Here is an 18,906-nt window from a genome sequence, read left to right as displayed (position 1 = left end):
AGGTCCATGTGCAGGGGGCCGGGCGCGGCGTGCTCGGAGCAAAAGAAGTGGCGGAAGTCATACAGGCTCATCCTGAGCTCCCGGGGAACGTGCGCTCTCTTGCCTCCCGCCAGGACGTCCCGAAAGAGGTGGTAGACGCTGGCGACACGGTAGACCTGCCCTTCGGGATTCATGAAGATCGGTCGGGTCTTGTCGGCCATCCGGGAAACGCGCTCCCGGAGAATGGAGGCGGCGGCGGGATTGAGCTTGATCGTCCGGCGGGACCATTTGGATTTGAGCTCCCGTTCTTCCCAGGGCACGACCGCCAGGAGGTCGCCCTTCAGGTCAACGCCGCGGACTCCGAGGAGCTCCGCCGGCCGGAGCCCGGTTTCCGCCAGGACCCGGCAGTAATCGGCGATCCAGGGGTGGCCCGACTCCGCCAGGCGGCGCAGCACCGCGCGTACCTTCTCGGCGGGGGGAGCTTCCTTCGTGGGCTGGTCGCAGCGTGGACGCTCGATTCCGCGGCAGGCGTTCCAGAGGGAGGGGATGTCGTACCGCGCCGCCGCCCAGCGCAGGAACGCCCGGACGCGGGCGAAGTCGTTGGCCGTCGTGATGGCCGAGACGTCGGCCGCGCGGGCTGAGACGAAGGCCTGTACATGGTCCCTCGTTACCTCTCGGAGGTCCTTCTCCGCTCCCACGGCGCGGACGAAGGCGTGGAGGGTCGGGAAGACCCGCCGGGCGCCCGAAGGCCGGCGGTTGCGCGCGTACCATCCCTCGTACTCGGCAAGCGCTTCCTCGAGAGGAGGGGAATGGGGCGCTCGCCGGGGTGCCCCGGGCGCCGGGGGGGCGGGGAGGTCCCCGGCGGCCGCGCGCCGGACGGCTTCGGCCTGATCGGTCGTTCCCAGGGAGCGACGGGTTTGGTGCCCGTTCCGGCATTCCTCGACGTACCAGACGGCCCCCCGCTTGACCACATGGAGGCCGCGCCGTATCCTGATCCGCATGACGTTGCCTTGTTCCGGCATGGCCGAGATCTCCAATCCTTGGGTCGGGATGATACCTGATTTAGGACAAATTAGTACAGAAAAAGATAATCTGCGTTAAAACGCACGCCCCGGTAGCTCAGCTGGATAGAGCGGCGGTTTCCTAAACCGCAGGTCCCGCGTTCGAATCGCGGCCGGGGTACCACACGTCCAGGACCGTCCTTGCGGGACGGTTCGCGATATACTTGGCCGGGATGGCGCAGGACGGCCGGGTCCCGATCACCGAATCCGAACTGGCCCTGGCGCGGCTCCTCGTGGAGCAAGGTTTGCTGACCCGGGAGCACGTCGAGGAATGCCTCGCGGAGCTGCGCCGGTTGGCCGAGGAGGGGATCGCGCCGCTTCCGAAGCTCGGGGAAATGCTCGTCCGCCGCGGCTATCTCGCGCCCGCGCAATACGAGCCGACCGTCCGGATCGAAACCCCCCGCGCGCTGCCGCGCGAGAGGGCGGCCGACGCGCTTCCGGCCGAGGTCGCGGGGGCCGATCCGGGACAGCGCTTCGGGAAATACGTGCGGGTTCGCAAGCTGGGAGCGGGCGGCATGGGCGAGGTCTGGAAGGCGTGGGACCTCGAACTGGCGCGCTGGGTCGCGCTCAAGTTCCTCAAAGGAGGTAACGACGAGGAAGTCCAGAGATTCGTCCGGGAAGCCCAGCTGGCCGGGAAGCTCTCCCATCCGCACATCGCGGCCGTCTACGACGTGGGACAGGACCGCGACCGGCATTACATCGCCATGCAGTTCGTGGACGGCGTCACCCTGCGCGACGTGTCCGGGCTGGACCCGAAGCGCGCGGCTCGGCTTCTGCGGGACGCCGCCCGCGCCGTGCATTACGCGCACGGGCAGGGCATCATCCATCGGGATCTCAAGCCCGATAACCTCATGGCGGTCGAGCGTCCCGGCGCCGATCCTCACGTGTACGTCATGGATTTCGGCCTGGCCCGAGCGACGGAAGGCGCCTCGCAACTGTCCGCGTCCGGCGTGGTGGTGGGCACCCCGGCCTACATGGCGCCCGAGCAGGCGCGCGGGGAAAAGGTCGACGGGCGGGCCGACGTCTACTCCCTCGGCGCCACGCTCTACGAGCTTCTCCGCGGGCGGCCGCCCTTCGAGTCGGATAACGTCCTCGAGCTTCTGCGAAAGGCGGCGGAGGAGGAGCCGCCGCCCCTCGAGGGCGAACTCGGCGTCATCTGCGCCAAGGCCATGGAGAAGGATCCGGCGCGCCGGTACGCGACCGCCGCCGAACTGGCCGAAGACCTCGAACGGTGGCTGACGGGAGAACCGATTCTGGCGCGACGCGCCAGCGTGGTTTACCGGGTCCGCAAGAGGCTGGCCAAGCGCAAGGCGGTCGTGGTCGCCGCCGCCGCTCTGGCGCTCGCGTTCGGGCTGGGCGTCCTGACGGTTCCTTCGCTTCTGCGCGCGCGCCGATTTCACGCGGCCTTCGAGAAGGCCATCGCGCGGGTCAACGAACTGACGTCGGCCGTCGCCACCGGCTCGCCGCGGCGCGACGAGATCGGCCGCGAGGCCGTTCGGGCCCTCGAGGCCGCCCTGGCGATCGACCCGCGGCGCCCGGCCGCCTGGGTCTGGCTGGGGCGGTGCCGCCGGATTCTCGGCGGCGACGCCCGCGAGTGCTGGGAGCGGGCCCTGGCGGCCGACCCCGACCACGCCGAGGCCCTCATGGAACGGGGACGACAGGCGCTCGAGGAGTATCGCGCCGGGCGCGGCGAGCCGGAAGTCCTCTACGCGTACTTCGGGGCCGGACTGCGGATTCGCGAGATGCGTCCGGAAACCCCGGACCAGGCCGCCCGCCGGCAGGCCGGGCTGAGGGATCTCGAGGCGGCCCGCCGCGCCGGGGTTCCCGGACATGCGGCGGCCTACCTCGAAGGGCTGACGGCGTTCGCCGGAGGGGATTTCGCCGGCGCCGAGCGGGCGCTCGATGCGTATCTCGACCGGACGGGGTGGGATGCCCGGGCCTATCTCCTGCGCGCCCGGGCGCGTCGATACCAGCGCAAGTATCGGGAGGCCCAGGAAGACTGCGAACGCGCGCTTCGGCTCCTCGAGTGCGACGCGGAAGCGCATCTCATCCGGGGCCTCCTGCTGCGCGATCAGGGAAAACTGGAAGAGGCCGTTCGGGCGTTCGAAGCCGCGCTGGCCGCCCATTCGCCCGATGCGACGGCCCTCCTCCAGCGGGGCGCCGTTCTGATCGACCTCGGGCGGGCCGCCGAGAGCCTCGCGGACTTCGCCCGGGCATTGGAGCTCGATCCGAACCTTGCGGTCGCTTATTCGGGCCGCGGGTGGGCCCTGCAGCATCTGGGCCGTCTGGACGAAGCCGAGCGCGACTACGACCGCGCTCTGGCGCTCGATCCGGAGGACGCCAGGACCTGGAGCCGGCGCGGTTTTCTTTTTCACTACTTCCGAAAGAAGTTTCCCGAGGCGCTGCGGGATTACACCCGGGCCGTCGAGCTCGATCCGGACGCGACCGTTCTCTGCAACCGATCAAGGGTTCTTCGGACCCTGGGACGGGAAGAGGAGGGGGAACGAGACCTCCTGCGGGCCGTCGAGCTCGACCCGAAGTTCACGCCCGCCTGGGAGGATCTCGGAGCCCTCTATTTCCGGCGCCGGGACTTCGAGCGCGCCGAGGAGCATCTCTCCCGCGCCGCGCGGGAAGGAAGCCGCTCCGCCCTGGTCTTCCGGTTCCGCGGATATATCCTGGCCTGGCGGGCGCGATGGTCGGAGGCGCTGGATTCGTTTCGGACGTCCTGCGCGTCCGCCGGAGCCGGAGCCGGCCCTGATGAACGGGATTACCCGAGACTGTGGATCGCTCTCCTGAGATACCGGCTGGGCGAGCGGGAGGAGGCCGCCGGCGAACTGCGGGACCATGTCCGATCCCGAAACGCCGACGATTGGTTCGCCCGGCTCGCTCTTTTTGTGATCGGCGATCTCTCCGAGGCGGAACTTTTCCGGGCGGCCCGGTCGCCGGAGGACCCGGTCCGGCGCGAACGGGAGTGCGAAGCGTTCTTCTATGCCGGCATCCTGAGGCTTCTTTCGGGGGACGTGCCGACGGCGAAGGCCTATTTCGAGCGGGTGCTCGCCACGGGGCTCCAGGATTTCGTCGAATACCAAGGCGCTCGAAGCGAACTGGAACGTCTGAAATAACCGGGTTTCCCGTTCTCGAACCTTGACTTTTCCGCCAAAAGGGGTGAAATAGGTCCGCGGGGACTTCGCCCCGTTCACGTTCGCACCTAAGGGAGGGACGGCCGACTATGGATTTCCATTCTCTCGCGGTGCCGGGTCTCGAGGGCCAGGGGGGCCAGATGGCCCACCAGATCGTTCTCCAGATTCTGCGCTGGGCGCACTTCTTCTTCGGGATCGCCTGGATCGGGCATCTGTACTACTTCAATTTCGTGCAGGCTCACGCCGAAAAGCCCCTGACGGCCGATCAGAAGAAAGTCGTCGTCCCCAACTTCCGCGGTCGCGCCATCTGGTGGTTCCGGTGGGGCGCGATGTTGACCTTCCTGACGGGGCTGGCCTACATTTTTTATCAGGAACTCATCCTCCGGGGCACCGCGGGCCTGACGCCCTTCGGCGGGTGGTTGAGTTTCGAGCCGGGCGGGGCGGGTCCGTCCAACATCTGGATCCTTTTCGGCGGCCTTCTGGGCACGATCATGTGGTTCAACGTGTGGTTCGTGATCTGGCCCCGCCAGAAGGTCATCATCGCCGCCGTCGCCGGTCAGGTCCCGAAACCTTCCGACTTCGACCAGCTCGTGGCCGTGGCCGGAAAGTTCTCCCGCATCAACACGTACCTCAGCGTGCCCATGCTCTTCGGCATGGGCGGTCGTTCCCACTTTCCGGTGGCCAAGAGCTGGGGCGAGGCGCTCGCCTGGCTCGTCGTCGTCTTCGCCGTGGGATTCGCGATCTCGTACCACGTGGTCAACAAGGCGGCGGGGAAGGTGGGCACCGAGTTCACTCAGGGGACGCCCGCGCCCGCCGCGCCGGCTCCTCCGCCGGGGACCCCCACGGCCGGCAAGTAGCCTAGGGCGCCCGGAAGACGAACTCGACTTCGGCGGTCGCGCCGGGGGTCACCCGTACGCCCCGGGTCTGCGTCCCGCACTTCTCGTGCCAGGCCTCGACGGCGTACTCGCCCTCGGGGAGGCCCGAAAGCTCGAACGCGCCGTCCTCGCCGGTGACCCGGTGGAACGGGTGGGGAACCACGCCGAGGTAGCCGATCATCCAGGGGTGAAGATCGCATTTCAGCGGAATCATCACCTCCGGACGCCGGAACTTCAGCGTCTGCCCCAGCCCTTTCATGGAAAGCGTGAAGTTGAAGCGACCCTGCGCCGCGAAGCCGTGGATGTTATGCGCCGCCGGATCCTCGTTGACGAACCGGACGGGCTGATGGACCTGGGCGCCGGCGACGCGCGGAACGTAGAGACACCGCGCGTTGGAAACGACCACCGGCTCGGTGGGCCAGGGGAAGGCGTACTTTTCCAGCCCCTGTTTGACGTGGACGAAGACGTTCTTCAGGCGCCCGTCCCGAACCGCGATCGCCTCGTCCAGCACCGGTCCGTCGTGGAGCGCCGCGCACTCGGGATTTGTGGCCATGGGCACGCGTCCCGGGGGCGGCACGGGACCCTCGAACCGGACGCGGCCGCGGATCGCGCCCGTGATTCCAGCGGGAAAATTCGGGGGCGGGGGCATCGGCGGGTCGGCCTCCGCCGATCCGCCTCCGCAGGACGCCAGCGCCGAAAGCGCCGCCCAGAGCCCCAGCAGTCTTCTCATGCCCGGGGCCGGTTGCCCATCATGGGGCCGCGGGGCTGAGGCGGGCTGGAGAGCCGCACGAAGTGCATCCGCACCTCGTCGAGCACCTGCCGGAGCATCTCTTCTTCCTCCCGGGCCAGGTTCCCGCGGGTCTTCTCCTCCAGCATCTGGAGCATGTCGATCATGGCCTGCGCCTGGTGGAGATCCTGATGCGCCTGCCCGGTGAGCGGGTCCCGCACGGCTCCCATGAACATGAGCGCCTGGGAGGCCAGCGACTCCACGAGCCCCGCGAAGTGCGGGCTCGGCCGGGCCGCCGGGCGTCCCGGCGCCGCGGGCGCCGCTCCCGCCGCCGCGGCCGCCGGAGGACGGTCGCCGACCTTCAGCGCGTCCTGCTCCTTCTCGAGCTGCGCGCGCTTCTTCCAGTCCTCGTCGACTCTCTTGCCTTCCGTCATACCTTCACCGTCGCCTGGGGCTGGGTCCGGGGCCGCGCATAGTCCAGCGCCGCCCGGATGAAACCCCGGAAAAGCGGATGGGGCGCCGTGGGCTTGGACTTGAACTCCGGATGGAACTGCACGCCCACGAACCAGGGATGCCCCTCCAGCTCGATCATCTCCACAAGATTCCCGTCAGGCCAGATTCCGGAAAACCGCATTCCCTTTTCCCGGAAGAGATCGCGGTAGGCGTTGTTGAACTCGTAGCGGTGGCGGTGGCGCTCGTAGATGAGCTCCTTCTGGTAGCAGGCCGCCGCGATCGTGTCCGGCTCGATCCGGCAGGGATAGCTTCCCAGCCGCATGGTGCCGCCCTTGTCGGAGACGGCCCGCTGGCGCTCCATGAGATGGATCACCGGGTGCGGCGTCTTCTCGTCGAATTCCGTGGAGTTGGCCCCCGAAAGGCCCGCCACGTTCCGCGCGAACTCGATGCAGGCCACCTGCATTCCGAGGCACAGGCCGTAGTAGGGAATCCCCGTCTCGCGCGCGTACCGGGCGGCCGCAATCTTTCCTTCGATCCCCCGGTGGCCGAAACCGCCCGGAACGAGGATCCCCGAGACCCCTTCCATGTGCCGCGCCATGCCGGAACGCTCCACCTCCTCGGCGGACACCTTCTTGATCCGCACCCGGCAGCGGTTGGCGATCCCCGCGTGCGTGAGCGACTCCCAGATCGATTTGTACGCGTCATGGAGATCGAGGTACTTGCCCACGACCGCGATCGTCACCTCGCGCTCCGGCTGGCGGAGCGTTTCCACGATCTCCTTCCAGCGCGTCAGATCCGGCTTGCGGCTGGCCAGCCCCAGGCGGCGCACGATCAGCTCGTCGACCTTCTGCTCGTAGAGCATGAGCGGAATCTGGTAGATCGAGAAGTCCACGTCCTTCTCCTCGATCACCGCCTCGCGGGGAACGCTGCAGAAGAGGGCGATCTTTCCCCGCACTTCGTCCGACAGCGGCACTTCCGTGCGGCAGATGAGAAGGTCGGGGATGATCCCGATTTCCCGGAGCTTGCCCACGGACTGCTGCGTGGGCTTGGTCTTGATCTCCTGGCTGGCGTGCAGGAACGGAATGAGCGTGAGGTGGATGTACATCACGTTCTCCCGCCCCGCGTCCATCTGGTACTGGCGGATGGCCTCGAGGAACGGAAGGCTTTCGATGTCTCCCACCGTGCCGCCGATCTCGGTCACCGCGACGTCGATCCCCGGCCCTTCGATCCGGCGGCAGGCCTCCTTGATTTCGTTCGTGATGTGCGGGATGACCTGCACCGTCTGCCCCAGATATTCCCCGCGGCGCTCCTTGGCGATGACGGAACTGTAGATCTTTCCCGTCGTGTAGTTCGAGTGAACGTTGACGACCGAATTCGTGAAACGCTCGTAATGGCCCAGATCCAGGTCCGCCTCCAGGCCGTCCTCCGTGACGTACACCTCGCCGTGCTGGTGGGGATTCATCGTCCCCGGATCCACGTTGATGTACGGATCGAACTTCTGCATGGCCACCCGCAGGCCCATGGACTCCAGAAGCAGCCCGATCGAAGCGCTCGTAAGTCCCTTGCCCAGGGAGGAAACCACGCCGCCGGTCACGAAGATGTGCTTGGTCATGAAACCCTCTCTCTCATCCGGCGCACGAAGGCGGCATAGTCCTCCGGCGTGTCGATCCCGCCCCGCGACGCCTTGCGCACGACCCCCACCCGGATCTTGTACCCGTGCTCGAGCGCCCGGAGCTGCTCCAGCCGTTCGGCCTGCTCCAGAGGCGTGCGGTCGAGCGTCACGTACCTCAGGAGGAACGCCTTGGAATAGCCGTACAGGCCCAGGTGAAGGAGCGCCGGCGACGCCTGACCGTTGGCGTACGGGATGCGGGATCGCGAGAAGTAGAGCGCGTAGTGGTGCCGGTCGATCACCACCTTGACCCGGCTCGAAAGGAGGGCGTCCTGAGGGTCCTCGAACGGCGCCGCCAGGGTCGCCATCTCCGCCCCGTCCAGAAGGTCGATCAGCGTCTCCAGGTGCTCGGGGTCCACCTCGGGCTCGTCCCCCTGGACGTTGATGACCTTCCCGCACTCCACGTCGCGGACCGCCTCCGCGATGCGGTCGGTCCCCGTCGGATGATGGGGCGACGTCATCACCGCCTCGCCTCCGAATCCCCGCACCGCCCGGGCGATCCGTTCGTCGTCCGTCGCCACGAGGATCCGATCGATCCGGGAACATCGGCGGACCTGCTCGACGACGTGCTGAATGAGAGGCTTGCCGGTTTCGGCGAGGAGGGGTTTTCCGGGGAGACGGGTGCTGGCGTATCGGGCCGGAATGACGGCCACTACGACGCCCGGACCCCGAGCCATGATTCGTGTCTCCCGGTTTTCCCCATCTTAGTGGCGTCCTTCAGCCTTGTCAACCCGCCGCGCGACGCCGGACTTGATCGCGAGGACTTCCTCGTACAGGCGGAGGGTCTCCTCCACCACGCGCGACGGCGGATGAAGGAGCGCCTTCCGCCGCGCCGCCTCGCCCATCGCGCGCCGGGCGGCCGGATCCTCCAGCCGCCGCACCGCCCCGGCCAGCGCTTCGACGTCCGTGGGATCCTCCACCACGATGGAGTCGCCGTCGATGATTTCCGAGACGCCCGCCACGCGGCTGACGATGACCGGGAGTCCGGAAGCCATCGCCTCCAGGCACGCGTTGGGGAAGGGGTCGTAGAGCGTGGGCAGGATCAGAACGTCGGAGGCGGCGTAGAGCGCGGCGGCGTCCGAGCGGCGGCCCAGGAAGCGCGCCCGCGGGTGCGGCCGCGGGCGCCCCTCGCCCGCCACGAGGAGCTTGGCCGAGGGCGTCCGGTCCACCGCCGCCAGCGCGAAGTCCAGCCCCTTGCGCCGGAACCCCGTTCCGCAGAAAAGAAGCACGTAGTCGTCTTCCCGCAGGCCCAGCTCCGCGCGCAGGCGGGCGCGGGCGGCCGGGTCGGGGCGGAACTCCTCGCCGTCGACCGCGTTGTGGATCACCGTGATCTTCTCCGCGGGCACGCCGTAATGGCGGATCGCCTCTTCCTTCACCCGGTGGGAGACGGCCACGATCCGCAGGGAAGCGCCGGGCGCCAGGCTTTCCCGTTCCAGCGTCAGCTCGAAGCGCTCCTTGGGCCGCAGCCTTCTCCATAGGCGTCCCAGCGGCGAGTAGGCCGGGTCCGTGCGCGCCAGGTATTCGCGGTGGATCCCGCCGCCCAGGCGCAGGACGTCCTGGCAGGCCGTCCGCGTGAAGCTCTGGACGACATCGAAGCGCTCCCGCGCCAGGAGCGCGCGAACGCGCTCCGCGAAGGACTGGTGCCGGAAGAACCCGTCCGGAGGGACGCGGTGAGACACGATGCCCTCCGCGGGGGCGATCTCCTGGGCGAAGACGTGGACGTCGTGGCCCCGATCCCGCAGGCCGCGCGCCAGGAGGGCGCACGCCCGCTCCGCGCCCCCGGCGGGAGAGAACTTCCGGATGACGAGCGCCACCTTCACGTCAGGAACTCCCGGCAGGCCCGCTCGACCTCGTCCACCGTCACGGACCTCATGCACTCGTGGTGCCCCAGGGGGCACGTGCGCGCGAGACAGGGGCTGCACGGGACCGGGCGGCGGACCAGGCGATGCCGGGGGCCGAAGGGGGGCGTTTCGATCCAGTCCGTGGGGCCGAAGACGGCCACGATCGGAACCCCCAGCGCGTCCGCCACGTGCATGGGGCCGGTGTCGTTGGTGACGAAAAGGCGGCAGCGGGCGAGGGCGGCCGCGAGCTGGGGAAGGGTCGTCCGGCCGGCCAGGCAGCGGGCGGCGCCGGCCTCGCGCGCGACGCGGGATCCGAGCTCTTCCTCCCCGGGGCCGCCGACCACCGCCACCCGGGCCGAAGTCCCCAGGCGCCGCCCCAACTCGGCGAAGCGCTCCGGAAGCCACTGCTTGGCCGCGCCGTAGGTGGCGCCGGGGTGGAGTCCCACCCACGGGCCGCCGGGCAGCTCCTCTTCCGCCCACCGGACCGCCTCCGGGAGGAGCTCCAGGCGCGGGGGCTGGATCGGCGGGGGCGCGCCCAGGGCCGAAAGCAGATGGTGATACCGATGCGCGCGGTGAAGGCGTCCCTCGAGCGGACGCACCCGATCCGTCAGAAGCGCGCCGCGGCCCGCTCCGTAGCCGATCCGGCGCGGGATCCCCGCCATCCAGACCAGAAACGCCGCCCGAAACGAGCGCGGCAGGACGAGGGCCGCGTCGAATCCGCGCCGCCGGATTTCGCGAATCGTGCACCACCAGGCCCCCGGGCTTCCGCGCCGCTCCGGCAGCGTCTCGTCCACATACGGCGCGCCGCGGTAGAGATCCGCCAGCGACGGCTTGGTGAGCACCGCGACCCGGCCGTTCGGAAACATGGTCTTGAGCGATCGAAGCATCGGGAGGCTCAGGACCGCGTCGCCGAGCCAGTTGTTGCCCTTGACGAGGATGTTCATCGCGCGCGGGCGGCGTTCAGGCCTGGCCGGTCAGAGACCACCACAGGCGGTGGAGCCAGAGTCCGCTTCCGCAGAGGCGCGCCAGCTCCTTCACGCGCCCTCGGCCCCCCAGGTAGCGCCTGAGGAACCGGAGCTTGTCGGCGCGCGTCACGACGCCGCGCCCCCCCAGGAGTTTCTCGACGGACCGGTTGAGCCGCGACAGATTCATGACGTCGAGCGTTTCCGCGCGGCTTCCCGCCAGCACGGCTTTGTCGAGATCGATGATGTAGACGTCGGGGCCCGAAAGAAGGATGTTTTTCAGGGTGAGATCGGCGTGATAGACGCCCGCTTCGTGGAGGCGGCGCATCTCGTCGGCCACGCGGTGGATGAGGTCGCGCTTGCGGCCGGGCGGAAGCGCGCCGGCCAGCGCCAGGAGGTTCGAGGCGCCCTCGATTTCGCGCGTGACGACGGTGAAGCGCCAGAAGAGGCCCGCCACGCGGGTGGCGCGGACGGCGACGACTTCGGGAACGCTCACCCCCGCCCGCAGCGCCGCCGCGGCGGCTTCGAGCTCGCGACCGGGCCGGCGGACGCCCGTGTAGAGGCCGCCGAGGAGGGCTCCCGCCAGCCCTCCGCGACGGGCGCGGCGGACGAAGACGCGCGCGGGCGCTCCCGCGGGGCGGTAGGAGAAATGTTCCGCCCGCCCGTGGGGATAGAGCTTGCGCTCGGCCGGAGCCACCCCGCGGAAGTCGTCCAGAAGGTCTCCCAGCAGCGCGTCCTTCCATTCGGGCCGGATCAGCACCGTGTGAGGGCCGCGCCGGACGGTTTCGAATCCAGCGATGTCGGCGATTCGGACCAGGCCGGGTCATCTTAAGGGAACCGCGCGGGAAAGTGAACACTTTGCGCCGCCGGGGGATTCCCCTACAATTCTCCGGCCATGAGGCTCATCGTCGCGGCTCCCGAGCGGGAAGGGGACGTTCAGGAGTGGCTCGCCTCGCCCGGCCGCGGCGAGGCGGTCAAGGACAACCGCGTCCGGTCGGTTCACCGGTGGAAGGGGCTTTTCATCAAGCGCTTCAAGGCGGGCGGTCTCTGGGGGAGGGTGCGGAGCCTGCTGGCCGATCGGGCGCTTCATGAATTCCGGATGCTTCGCCTCCTGCGGGAGCGCGGGGTGGACGCGCCGGAGCCGGTGGCCTGGGCGCGCCGCGGCGGGGAGAGCGTGCTTTTCACCCGGGAGATCCCGGACGCGCGGCCGCTGCGGGAGGGGCCGTGGACCCGCCGGGCGCTCGAGGAACTCGCCGCCTTCGCGCGACGCCTCCTCGACGCGGGGATCCGCCACGACGATCTTCACGTGGGCAACATCCTGCGGGCGCAGGGGCGGCTGTGGCTGGTGGACGTCCACCGCGCGGTCGCGCTCGATCGACTGACGCCGGCGGAGCGGGCGGCGTCCCTGGGATTTCTCGTGCTTTCGTTCGTCGCGTTCGTCGGGCGCACGGACGTCGCGCGGTTCGTGCGCGCCTGCGGGGCGGATCTCCGGGAAGTGGACCGCGCGTTCCGGAAGGCGCGGGAGCGGTACTGGCGGGACCGGCAGTCGCGCACGCGCCGGACGGGGTCCGATTTCGAAGCGGTGGACGGCATGATCCTCCGGCGTCCGTATACGGCGGACGAGGCGCGCCGGGCGCTCGCGGCGCCGCCGGTCGAGGTGGTCAAGGAGGCGCCCGGGCGGCGGCTGTGGAGAATCGATGCCGAGACCTTCGTGAAGGAAGGCTCGCCGGCGATGTGGGACCATGCGTTCGGGCTCGAACTGCGCGGGATTCCCACGCCGCGGCTCCATGCCTGCGCCGGAAACCGGGTCGTGGGCCGGTGGGTCGCGGGGGCGGAACCGCTGGGGGACTCCGTGCGGGCGCGCGCCCCGGGGCGGGCGCTTCTCGGGAAGCTCGCGGCGCTGGTGCGCACGATGCACGCGCACGGGGTGTACCACCGCGACCTCAAGGCCAACAACATTCTCGTCCGGGGCGACGAGCTGTACGTCGTGGACCTGGACCGGGTGAGCTTCCGGCCGGCTCTGGCGCGCGCGGAACGGATCTGGAATCTGGCGCAGCTCAACGCCGCGGTAGGGCCGCGCGTCACCCGGACGGAAAGGCTGCGATTCTTCTTCGCGTACGCGGGGTGGGATCCCGAAGTGCGGAGGGAATGGAAGGGCTGGGTCCGCGAAATCATGGAGCGGACGCGCCGCCGGCGGCACGTATGGCCGTGAGCGGGACGGCTATTTCTCCTGGACCGTGCCGGGCAGGACGTCCTCGCGCACCTCGAACCGGTTGGTCACCTCGTTGAAGAGAAGCCGGGTGCGGTTTGTAATCCACCACTCGTGGATACGCCAGATCGCCCGCTCGTTCTCGAGAACGTCCTTGGACGGATCGTAGCCGAAGTCCTTGTCCGTGGCCACGCGGAAGACCATGGCCATGATGCGGCAGTCCAGGGCATCGATGCCGTGCGCCTTGCGGCGCTTCTCGATTTCGTCGGCGGCGAGGTTTTCGTCCTTCCACTCCCGTTCGCGTTTGAGGGTGTCGGCGAGCGTCAGGACAAGCTTGTCGATCGTCTCTTTGGACGCCACCGGGCCGATCTTCTTGACGACGTATTCGGGGGCCTTCGGCTGGCGGAGGATGAAGTCCTTTTCGATCTCGAACGGGTCGCCGTGGCGGAAGTAGCGGACCTTGAGGGTGATGGGTTCGTATTCGAGCCGGGTTTCCTCCTCGGTGACGGCGGTCACCTTGACGATGTCCCAGAGGCCCGAGACGTGAAGCTCGTAGACGGTGGCGCGGGGATCGACATTGCGGAAAATGGCCAGGCCCAGGATCTTCTGCCCGGGCAGGAGGTAGCGCATCTGGCGGATTTCGCGGGGGTTGAGATAGAGGCGGTCCCCTTTCTTCCAGCGGCCGGCGAGTTCGGGGGGAGGATCCTCCGTGAAGCCCTTCTTGAAGGCCTCGATGGACTCGCGCACGATGCCGGGGGAGCGGTTGCCGATCCGGGCGTGTTTCTCGATGATCTTGTACTCGACCTCGGGGTCGATCACGTTGGCGTAGAAGCGCCCGAACTTAAGAGACTCCGCGCGGCGGGGATTCTCGAGGACTTCCTTCAGGGGGGCGGGGTCGGCCTTGTGGAAGTCGTGCTGGAGGTCCTTTCCGCTTTCGGTGTAGAGCATGACGTCGAAGAGAAGGGGGACGATTTCTTCGTTATTGATCTCGGGGCTGTTCTCGATCGTGTAGACGACGTACCAGAAGTTCTCGTAGCGGTCGTCCGGGCTGCGGTACGTGTAGAGCTGGGGCTTCTCGTTGGACCAGGTGAGCCGCCAGCGGTTCTTCACCTGGGCTTCGGCCGCGGCGGCGGAGGAGGCCAGGAGGACGGCCGCCAGGAGCGCCTTCTTCATCGGGGGTTTCTCCCTCAAAGGGCGTTCGGAGGGTCCGAAGGCCCGCGATCCGAACTATATATCCGAGACGGCGGCGGTCAAGGAAATCCCTGCGGGACCGCCGCGATTCCGCTTGACCGTCGCGGCCGGGCTCTGGTAATGCCTTGGGCATGCCGTTCCTCCGGTGTTCGGCTCCCGGCGCGGCGGCACGGGTGGTCGAGCTGTCCAAACCCGTCACCGTCATCGGCCGCGATCCGGACTGCGATGTCGTTCTGGACGATCCGGGAGCGTCCCGGCATCATTGCCGGGTCCGGCGGGTCGGCGAGGGACACGTTGTGGAAGATCTCGGCAGCACGAACGGCACGTACGTCAACGGGGCGGCGGTGTCGCTCTGGAGGCTTTCGGGCGGCGACGTGATCGTGATCGGTAACTGGAACCTCGTCTACGGAGTCAAAAAAGAGTAGGGGCCGGAACTCCCGGGGTCGCGGGGGCTTCGCAGGACGCGTCCCTCCAGACGTCCGGGACGAAGGAGAAAGCGATGGCCAGGAAGGATCCGTCGGCCAAGAGTTCCGTGCCGGGGCTGACCGCGCCGGCGCGGGTCATTTTCACGGTTCGGGACCTGGAGCGGTCGGCCCGCTGGTACGGGGGAACGCTGGGGATCCCGGTGCGGCAGCGGGGGATCGGCTGGGTGGAGCTGGATACGCGGGGGGTGGCGCTCTGTCTGCGCGGGGGGCGCCGGCACGGTCCCTCTCCCGACCAGCCGGCGCTGACGTTTCGCGTGGACAATTTCGACGCGGCGCTGCGGGGGCTCAAGCTCCGGGAGGTCCCGGGGCTGGGCGAGCCGTTCGAATGCGGCGAAGGGGTGCGGGCGGTCTTCTTCGAGGATCCGGACGGAAACCGTCTGGGAATCGAGGGGCCCTGAGATCAGGCCGTTTCCCGTTCGCGGAGGTCCTCGACCATTTCGCGCAGGAGCCCGTTGAGCTCCGCGAACTTTTCCCGGAGCGCCTCTTCGAGTCCGCGGACCTCTCCGGCCGAGAGGCGCAGAAGCGACCCGGCGGCGCGGAGGGCTCCGGCCACTTCCTTGAGCGCATGGCGCGAGACCGCCTCGGCGAGCGCCTCCGCCAGATCGCAGGCCCGCCGGCGGCGGGCTTCCTCCCACCCGGAGTCGAGCAGATCCGCCGTCGCAGCCTCGAGCTCGGCGAGGGCGGCGGGCAGGCTTTGGGTGAGAAAGGCGTGCCGGGTCTCGGGCGATCCCGGAACGCGGGGGCGCCGGCTCTCCATGCGAAGGTCCCTCCCTGGACGTCCCCGGTCGCGGTCGATAGGTATATCGGCCGCGCGGGAGGGAATCCTCGCGCGTTTTCGGCGGCGGCGCCGCCGCGGTTCAGCCGAGCAGTTCCTTGACCGGCACGCCGTTGTCGGCGAGCTGGAGGGGCCGGCCCAGCGGTGAGACGAGCTTCTTCTTGTAGTCCACGCCGATCGCCGTGTAGATCGTGGCGAAGAGGTCCGGGATGGTGACGGGCCGGTCCTGGACTTCCACGCCGTCCTTGTCGCTGGCGCCGACGACGCGGCCGCCCTGGATGCCCGCGCCGGCCAGGGCCACGCTCCAGCAGCGGGGATAGTGGTCGCGGCCGTTGTCGCGGTTGATCCGGGGGGTGCGGCCGAATTCGCCCATCCAGAGGACGAGCGTGTTGTCCAGGAGTCCTCGCTCCTTGAGGTCGCGGATAAGCGTTCCCATGGCCGGGTCGAGCGTCTTGCAGAGGGTCCCCACGCGGGCGAAGTTGTCCTGGTGGGTGTCCCAGCCGCCGAGGCTGACCTCGACGAACGCGACGCCGCGCTCGACGAGCCGGCGGGCCAGGAGGCACCCCTGGCCGAACCGGGTGTTGCCGTAGGCTTCGACGAGCTCGGGCTTCTCCTTGGACAGGTCGAAGGCTTCGAGGAGGGGCGTATGCATGAGCCGGTCGGCCTTGTCGTAGGCGACCTTGTGGCGGGTGACCTCTTCGGTGGCGTGCTCCTTCTCGAACTCCTCTTCCTGTTCCTTGAGCAGGCGCATGCGTTCGCGGAAGCGGCGGGCGTCCACGCCCTCGGGGTACTGGATGTTGGGAATGCCGGCGCCGGAGGCGGCTCCGGCGCGGGCGGCGCGGCGGTCGCCCCCGCCCGGCGGGTTCACCTGGAAGGGGTTGTACTGAGGCGGGAGGAAGCCCGCCCCCTCGGCGGGAGCGCCGATCGCGACGTAATTGGGCAGGTCGAGCTGGGGGTTGCCGATTTCCATCGCGGTCACGGCCCCGAGCGACGGGTGCACCACGGTTCCGGTGGGGACGTAGCCGGTATGCAGGAGATAGCGCCCGCGTTCATGGCTGCCCTCGCGGGAGGTGACGGAGCGCACGACGGCGATGTGTTGCGCCTGGCCGGCGCAGACGCGCATGTTTTCGGCGTAGTGGACCCCTTTGACGGAGGTTTCGATGGCCTTGGTGGGGCCGCCGTTCTCGCGGCCTTCCTTGGGGTCCCAGGTTTCGAACTGGGAGGGTCCCCCGGCCATCCAGAGGACGATGACGGACTTGCCCTTCGCGCGGGTGCCTTCCTGGGGCACCAGGAGGTCGGGCCGCGGGGCTCCGAAGAGGTCGGCCTGCCGGGCCAGGGCGAAGCCGAGGAACCCTCCCACCGAGTTCCGCAGGACTTCGCGACGGCTGAGGCCGAACCGGACGCTTCCTTCGCAGCGGGAGCAGTCGTGCGCCATAGGCGCATCCCCCATCAGATCTGAAAGGTTAACCCGCGGGAAGCCGCGGGGTTTCGCGAAATCCGCATGCCCGATGCACGGCGCGTTTTTTATGCGCAACCGTCCGGAGGTGGGGCGGGTTAGAGGGGTGTAGAGAAGGATACGAGGGGAGGCGAGCATGCGTACCGCGTTCCTGGCGCTCCTGGCCGTGGCGCTCGTTCCGGCGGGGTGGGCGCAGGAGAAGTCGCTTTCGGGTCCGGCGCTGATCGACCACTGGGTGCGCGCCAAGTGGGAGGAACTCGGGATCAAGCCCGCGCCGCGGGCGGGGGACGCCGAGTTCCTGCGCCGGGTGTATCTCGATCTGGTCGGCGTGATTCCCTCCGCGGAGGAGGCGGAGCGGTTCCTGTCCGACACGGATCCGGGAAAGCGCGCCAAGCTCGTGGAGACGCTCCTTCGGGACCGCCGCTATGCGGAGCATTGGGCGACCGTGTGGAGCGGGATCCTGGTGGGCTTCGACAACGAGCGGGTCGAGCAGCTGGCGCGCGCCAAGGAACAGGAGGATCTCGAGGAGATCTTCACCAAGAACGTTCCGTACGACGAATTCGCGCGGCGCGTCATTACGGTGGATGGAGCCGTCTACGACCGTCCGGCGGCCATGATGGAGGGCTCCGCCGCCAAGGACCTGCCGGACGAGGTCGGGCTGGCGAGTTATCTGGTGCGCCTGCGGCGCGTGGCCGGCAACGAGTTTCCGCACGCCACGGCCGGCAAACTCACGCGGGTCTTCATGGGCGTCCAGATCCAGTGCGCCCAGTGTCACGACCATCCCTTCGATAAGTGGACTCAGGAAGAGTTCTACGGGATGGCCTCGTTCTTCACGGGAGTGACCGTCCGGGCGGAGAAAATCGACGACAAGCAGCGGTACTACATCGTGCAGGACCTCGAGGACCGCAAGCTCGAGGGGAACCGGCGCGAGAAGATCCGAGGGATGCTCTCCGGAGCCGGGAAGGACCTCACGATTCCGAACTCGAAGTCCGGTCCCATCAAGGCGGCGTTCCTCGAGACGGGCAAGGGCGTGGAGCCGGGTCTGTCGCGCCGCGAGAGCTTCGCGCGCCACATGACGGCGAAGGACAACCTGCAGTTCGCGCGGATGGCGGTCAACCGCTACTGGGCGCAGTTCTTCGGGGCGGGGATCGTCCACCCGCCGGACGATTTCAACGGGCGCAACAAACCGACGCATCCGGAGCTTCTGGACGCCCTGGCGCAGGAGTTCATCGCGAAGGGGTATGACCTCCGGTGGCTCATCCGGACGATCACGGCGTCGGAGGCCTACAACCTCACCTCGCGGTCGCCGGGCAAGGACCGGGATCCGCAGGCGGAGAAGTATCTGGCGCTGCACCGGGTGCGGGCTCTGGCGCCGGAACCGATCCTGCGCTCGGTGGCCAAGGCGTTGCACCTGGGGGAGGGGGCGCTGGCCCGGCGGCTGGCCGACCTGCGCAAGGAGCGCAAGGACGACAAGGGCAAAGACGGTCCGGGGATGATGGGAGCGGCGGATCTCATGCGGGACCGCGTCCTGCAGGGCCTGGTGGCGCAGTTCCGCTTCAATTTCGGCGACGACGAAGGCGGCGAAGTCGCGGAGTTCGCCGGAACGATTCCTTCCGCGCTGCTCATGATGAATCATCCGATTCTCATGGGAACGGCGGCGAGTCTGCGCCGGGGCACGGGGTTCAGCGCGTTCCTGGCCCGGCACGCGACGCCGGAGGATAAGATCCGGGCCGTTTATCTTTCCGCGCTCAGCCGTCCTCCGACGGCGAAGGAGATGTCGCGCTGGAAGGGGCACGTGCAGCGCGCCGGCGACGCCGGCTACGAGGACTTGCTGTGGACGCTTCTGAACACGAGCGAGTTCCTCTTCAACCACTGATCGCGTGCGATCTCCGGGCGCCGGGGCAGGGCGGGCCCCCGGCGCCCGTTTTTTTTCCGGCGGCCGGTGGACTGATCAGGGACATCGTTACCACCCCCTCGGGGAGCACCTGATCGCTCTTTCGTACCTGGATTGCCGGGTCATGCGGCGTCTGGTTCGCCTGGCCCACCTCTACCACGAGGCGATCGGTCCCCGGCGCAGCCCTTG

At 68.7% G+C, this 18,906-nt stretch carries 18 protein-coding genes and 1 tRNA gene; 8 read left to right on the top strand and 11 right to left on the bottom strand.

The genetic code is table 11. The annotated features are described in order from the left end of the window. A partial coding sequence (locus tag VNO22_02575) for a site-specific integrase (GenBank protein HXG60236.1) occupies positions 1–980 on the bottom strand: 980 nt, incomplete at its 3' end. A gap of 107 nt (positions 981–1,087) precedes the next feature. Between VNO22_02575 and VNO22_02570 the strand changes: the two genes are divergently transcribed. The 3 genes from VNO22_02570 to VNO22_02560 all read left to right on the top strand — a co-directional run bounded on the left by VNO22_02570 (position 1,088) and on the right by VNO22_02560 (position 5,037). Continuing rightward, positions 1,088–1,164: transfer RNA gene (locus VNO22_02570), tRNA-Arg, on the top strand. Positions 1,165–1,213: 49 nt separating this feature from the next. Further along, positions 1,214–4,162, top strand: coding sequence for a tetratricopeptide repeat protein (locus VNO22_02565; GenBank protein ID HXG60235.1), 2,949 nt, complete (start codon positions 1,214–1,216; stop codon positions 4,160–4,162). A gap of 107 nt (positions 4,163–4,269) precedes the next feature. Continuing rightward, positions 4,270–5,037 (top strand): urate hydroxylase PuuD, encoded by a 768-nt coding sequence (locus tag VNO22_02560; GenBank protein HXG60234.1) that lies wholly within the window; start codon positions 4,270–4,272, stop codon positions 5,035–5,037. 1 nt (position 5,038) lies between these two features. Here VNO22_02560 and VNO22_02555 read toward each other — a convergent pair whose 3' ends face one another. From VNO22_02555 to VNO22_02525, 7 genes are read right to left on the bottom strand one after another with little or no spacing between them, the layout of a single operon-like run. Next, the gene (locus tag VNO22_02555) at positions 5,039–5,785 is read right to left on the bottom strand and encodes a carboxypeptidase regulatory-like domain-containing protein (protein ID HXG60233.1); all 747 of its coding nucleotides are present in this window, start codon (positions 5,783–5,785) and stop codon (positions 5,039–5,041) included. After that, positions 5,782–6,216, bottom strand: a complete 435-nt coding sequence (locus tag VNO22_02550) for a DUF1844 domain-containing protein (protein HXG60232.1) — start codon at positions 6,214–6,216, stop codon at positions 5,782–5,784. The genes VNO22_02555 and VNO22_02550 overlap by 4 nt, the downstream gene beginning before the upstream one ends. Beyond that, positions 6,213–7,847 carry a CTP synthase gene (locus VNO22_02545; protein ID HXG60231.1) on the bottom strand — a complete coding sequence of 545 codons (1,635 nt, stop codon included), beginning with the start codon at positions 7,845–7,847 and terminating at the stop codon, positions 6,213–6,215. The genes VNO22_02550 and VNO22_02545 overlap by 4 nt, the downstream gene beginning before the upstream one ends. Next, a complete protein-coding gene (gene kdsB, locus VNO22_02540; GenBank protein ID HXG60230.1) occupies positions 7,844–8,581 on the bottom strand; it encodes a 3-deoxy-manno-octulosonate cytidylyltransferase in 738 nt (245 codons plus the stop codon). Before kdsB ends, VNO22_02545 begins: the two co-directional genes overlap by 4 nt. Before the next feature lie 27 nt (positions 8,582–8,608). Next, positions 8,609–9,724: a glycosyltransferase family 4 protein gene (locus VNO22_02535; GenBank protein HXG60229.1), complete on the bottom strand. Its 1,116-nt coding sequence runs from the start codon at positions 9,722–9,724 to the stop codon at positions 8,609–8,611. Further along, positions 9,721–10,689, bottom strand: a complete 969-nt coding sequence (gene waaF, locus VNO22_02530) for a lipopolysaccharide heptosyltransferase II (GenBank protein ID HXG60228.1) — start codon at positions 10,687–10,689, stop codon at positions 9,721–9,723. Before waaF ends, VNO22_02535 begins: the two co-directional genes overlap by 4 nt. Before the next feature lie 16 nt (positions 10,690–10,705). Then, complete coding sequence (locus tag VNO22_02525; protein ID HXG60227.1) at positions 10,706–11,467, bottom strand: lipopolysaccharide kinase InaA family protein; 762 nt, start codon at positions 11,465–11,467, stop codon at positions 10,706–10,708. Positions 11,468–11,602: 135 nt separating this feature from the next. Between VNO22_02525 and VNO22_02520 the strand changes: the two genes are divergently transcribed. Continuing rightward, positions 11,603–12,919: a lipopolysaccharide kinase InaA family protein gene (locus VNO22_02520; GenBank protein ID HXG60226.1), complete on the top strand. Its 1,317-nt coding sequence runs from the start codon at positions 11,603–11,605 to the stop codon at positions 12,917–12,919. A 9-nt stretch (positions 12,920–12,928) separates the two neighbouring features. Here the strand turns inward: VNO22_02520 and VNO22_02515 are convergent, their stop codons facing one another. Next, positions 12,929–14,089 (bottom strand): hypothetical protein, encoded by a 1,161-nt coding sequence (locus tag VNO22_02515; protein HXG60225.1) that lies wholly within the window; start codon positions 14,087–14,089, stop codon positions 12,929–12,931. A 149-nt stretch (positions 14,090–14,238) separates the two neighbouring features. Between VNO22_02515 and VNO22_02510 the strand changes: the two genes are divergently transcribed. Both VNO22_02510 and VNO22_02505 read left to right on the top strand, forming a co-directional pair. Continuing rightward, positions 14,239–14,532, top strand: a complete 294-nt coding sequence (locus VNO22_02510; GenBank protein HXG60224.1) for an FHA domain-containing protein — start codon at positions 14,239–14,241, stop codon at positions 14,530–14,532. A 74-nt stretch (positions 14,533–14,606) separates the two neighbouring features. Then, on the top strand, positions 14,607–14,990 hold the full coding sequence (locus VNO22_02505; GenBank protein ID HXG60223.1) for a VOC family protein: 384 nt from the start codon (positions 14,607–14,609) through the stop codon (positions 14,988–14,990). A gap of 2 nt (positions 14,991–14,992) precedes the next feature. Here VNO22_02505 and VNO22_02500 read toward each other — a convergent pair whose 3' ends face one another. Both VNO22_02500 and VNO22_02495 read right to left on the bottom strand, forming a co-directional pair. Beyond that, entirely contained in the window at positions 14,993–15,349 is a 357-nt protein-coding gene (locus VNO22_02500; GenBank protein ID HXG60222.1) for a hypothetical protein, read from the bottom strand. Positions 15,350–15,449: 100 nt separating this feature from the next. Continuing rightward, entirely contained in the window at positions 15,450–16,802 is a 1,353-nt protein-coding gene (locus VNO22_02495; GenBank protein HXG60221.1) for a DUF1501 domain-containing protein, read from the bottom strand. 157 nt (positions 16,803–16,959) lie between these two features. Between VNO22_02495 and VNO22_02490 the strand changes: the two genes are divergently transcribed. Further along, positions 16,960–18,699 (top strand): DUF1549 and DUF1553 domain-containing protein, encoded by a 1,740-nt coding sequence (locus tag VNO22_02490; GenBank protein ID HXG60220.1) that lies wholly within the window; start codon positions 16,960–16,962, stop codon positions 18,697–18,699. A 4-nt stretch (positions 18,700–18,703) separates the two neighbouring features. Continuing rightward, on the top strand, positions 18,704–18,906 hold a 203-nt coding region (locus VNO22_02485; GenBank protein ID HXG60219.1), incomplete at its 3' end, for a hypothetical protein.

It is taken from the genome of Planctomycetota bacterium, from assembly GCA_035574235.1.
Taxonomy (GTDB): Bacteria; Planctomycetota; MHYJ01; order MHYJ01; family JACPRB01; genus DATLZA01.
The sequence above is the reverse complement of the archived record's forward strand: the minus strand, read 5'-3'. Positions and strand labels throughout refer to the sequence as shown.

Coding starts and splice junctions, on each gene's coding strand:
- VNO22_02495 (HXG60221.1), bottom strand. CDS start 16,802: ATGGCGCACGACTGCTCCCGCTGCGAAGGAAGCGTCCGGTTCGGCCTC.
- waaF (HXG60228.1), bottom strand. CDS start 10,689: ATGAACATCCTCGTCAAGGGCAACAACTGGCTCGGCGACGCGGTCCTG.
- VNO22_02565 (HXG60235.1), top strand. CDS start 1,214: ATGGCGCAGGACGGCCGGGTCCCGATCACCGAATCCGAACTGGCCCTG.
- VNO22_02560 (HXG60234.1), top strand. CDS start 4,270: ATGGATTTCCATTCTCTCGCGGTGCCGGGTCTCGAGGGCCAGGGGGGC.
- VNO22_02500 (HXG60222.1), bottom strand. CDS start 15,349: ATGGAGAGCCGGCGCCCCCGCGTTCCGGGATCGCCCGAGACCCGGCAC.
- VNO22_02505 (HXG60223.1), top strand. CDS start 14,607: ATGGCCAGGAAGGATCCGTCGGCCAAGAGTTCCGTGCCGGGGCTGACC.
- VNO22_02545 (HXG60231.1), bottom strand. CDS start 7,847: ATGACCAAGCACATCTTCGTGACCGGCGGCGTGGTTTCCTCCCTGGGC.
- kdsB (HXG60230.1), bottom strand. CDS start 8,581: ATGGCTCGGGGTCCGGGCGTCGTAGTGGCCGTCATTCCGGCCCGATAC.
- VNO22_02515 (HXG60225.1), bottom strand. CDS start 14,089: ATGAAGAAGGCGCTCCTGGCGGCCGTCCTCCTGGCCTCCTCCGCCGCC.
- VNO22_02520 (HXG60226.1), top strand. CDS start 11,603: ATGAGGCTCATCGTCGCGGCTCCCGAGCGGGAAGGGGACGTTCAGGAG.
- VNO22_02510 (HXG60224.1), top strand. CDS start 14,239: ATGCCGTTCCTCCGGTGTTCGGCTCCCGGCGCGGCGGCACGGGTGGTC.
- VNO22_02550 (HXG60232.1), bottom strand. CDS start 6,216: ATGACGGAAGGCAAGAGAGTCGACGAGGACTGGAAGAAGCGCGCGCAG.
- VNO22_02490 (HXG60220.1), top strand. CDS start 16,960: ATGCGTACCGCGTTCCTGGCGCTCCTGGCCGTGGCGCTCGTTCCGGCG.
- VNO22_02555 (HXG60233.1), bottom strand. CDS start 5,785: ATGAGAAGACTGCTGGGGCTCTGGGCGGCGCTTTCGGCGCTGGCGTCC.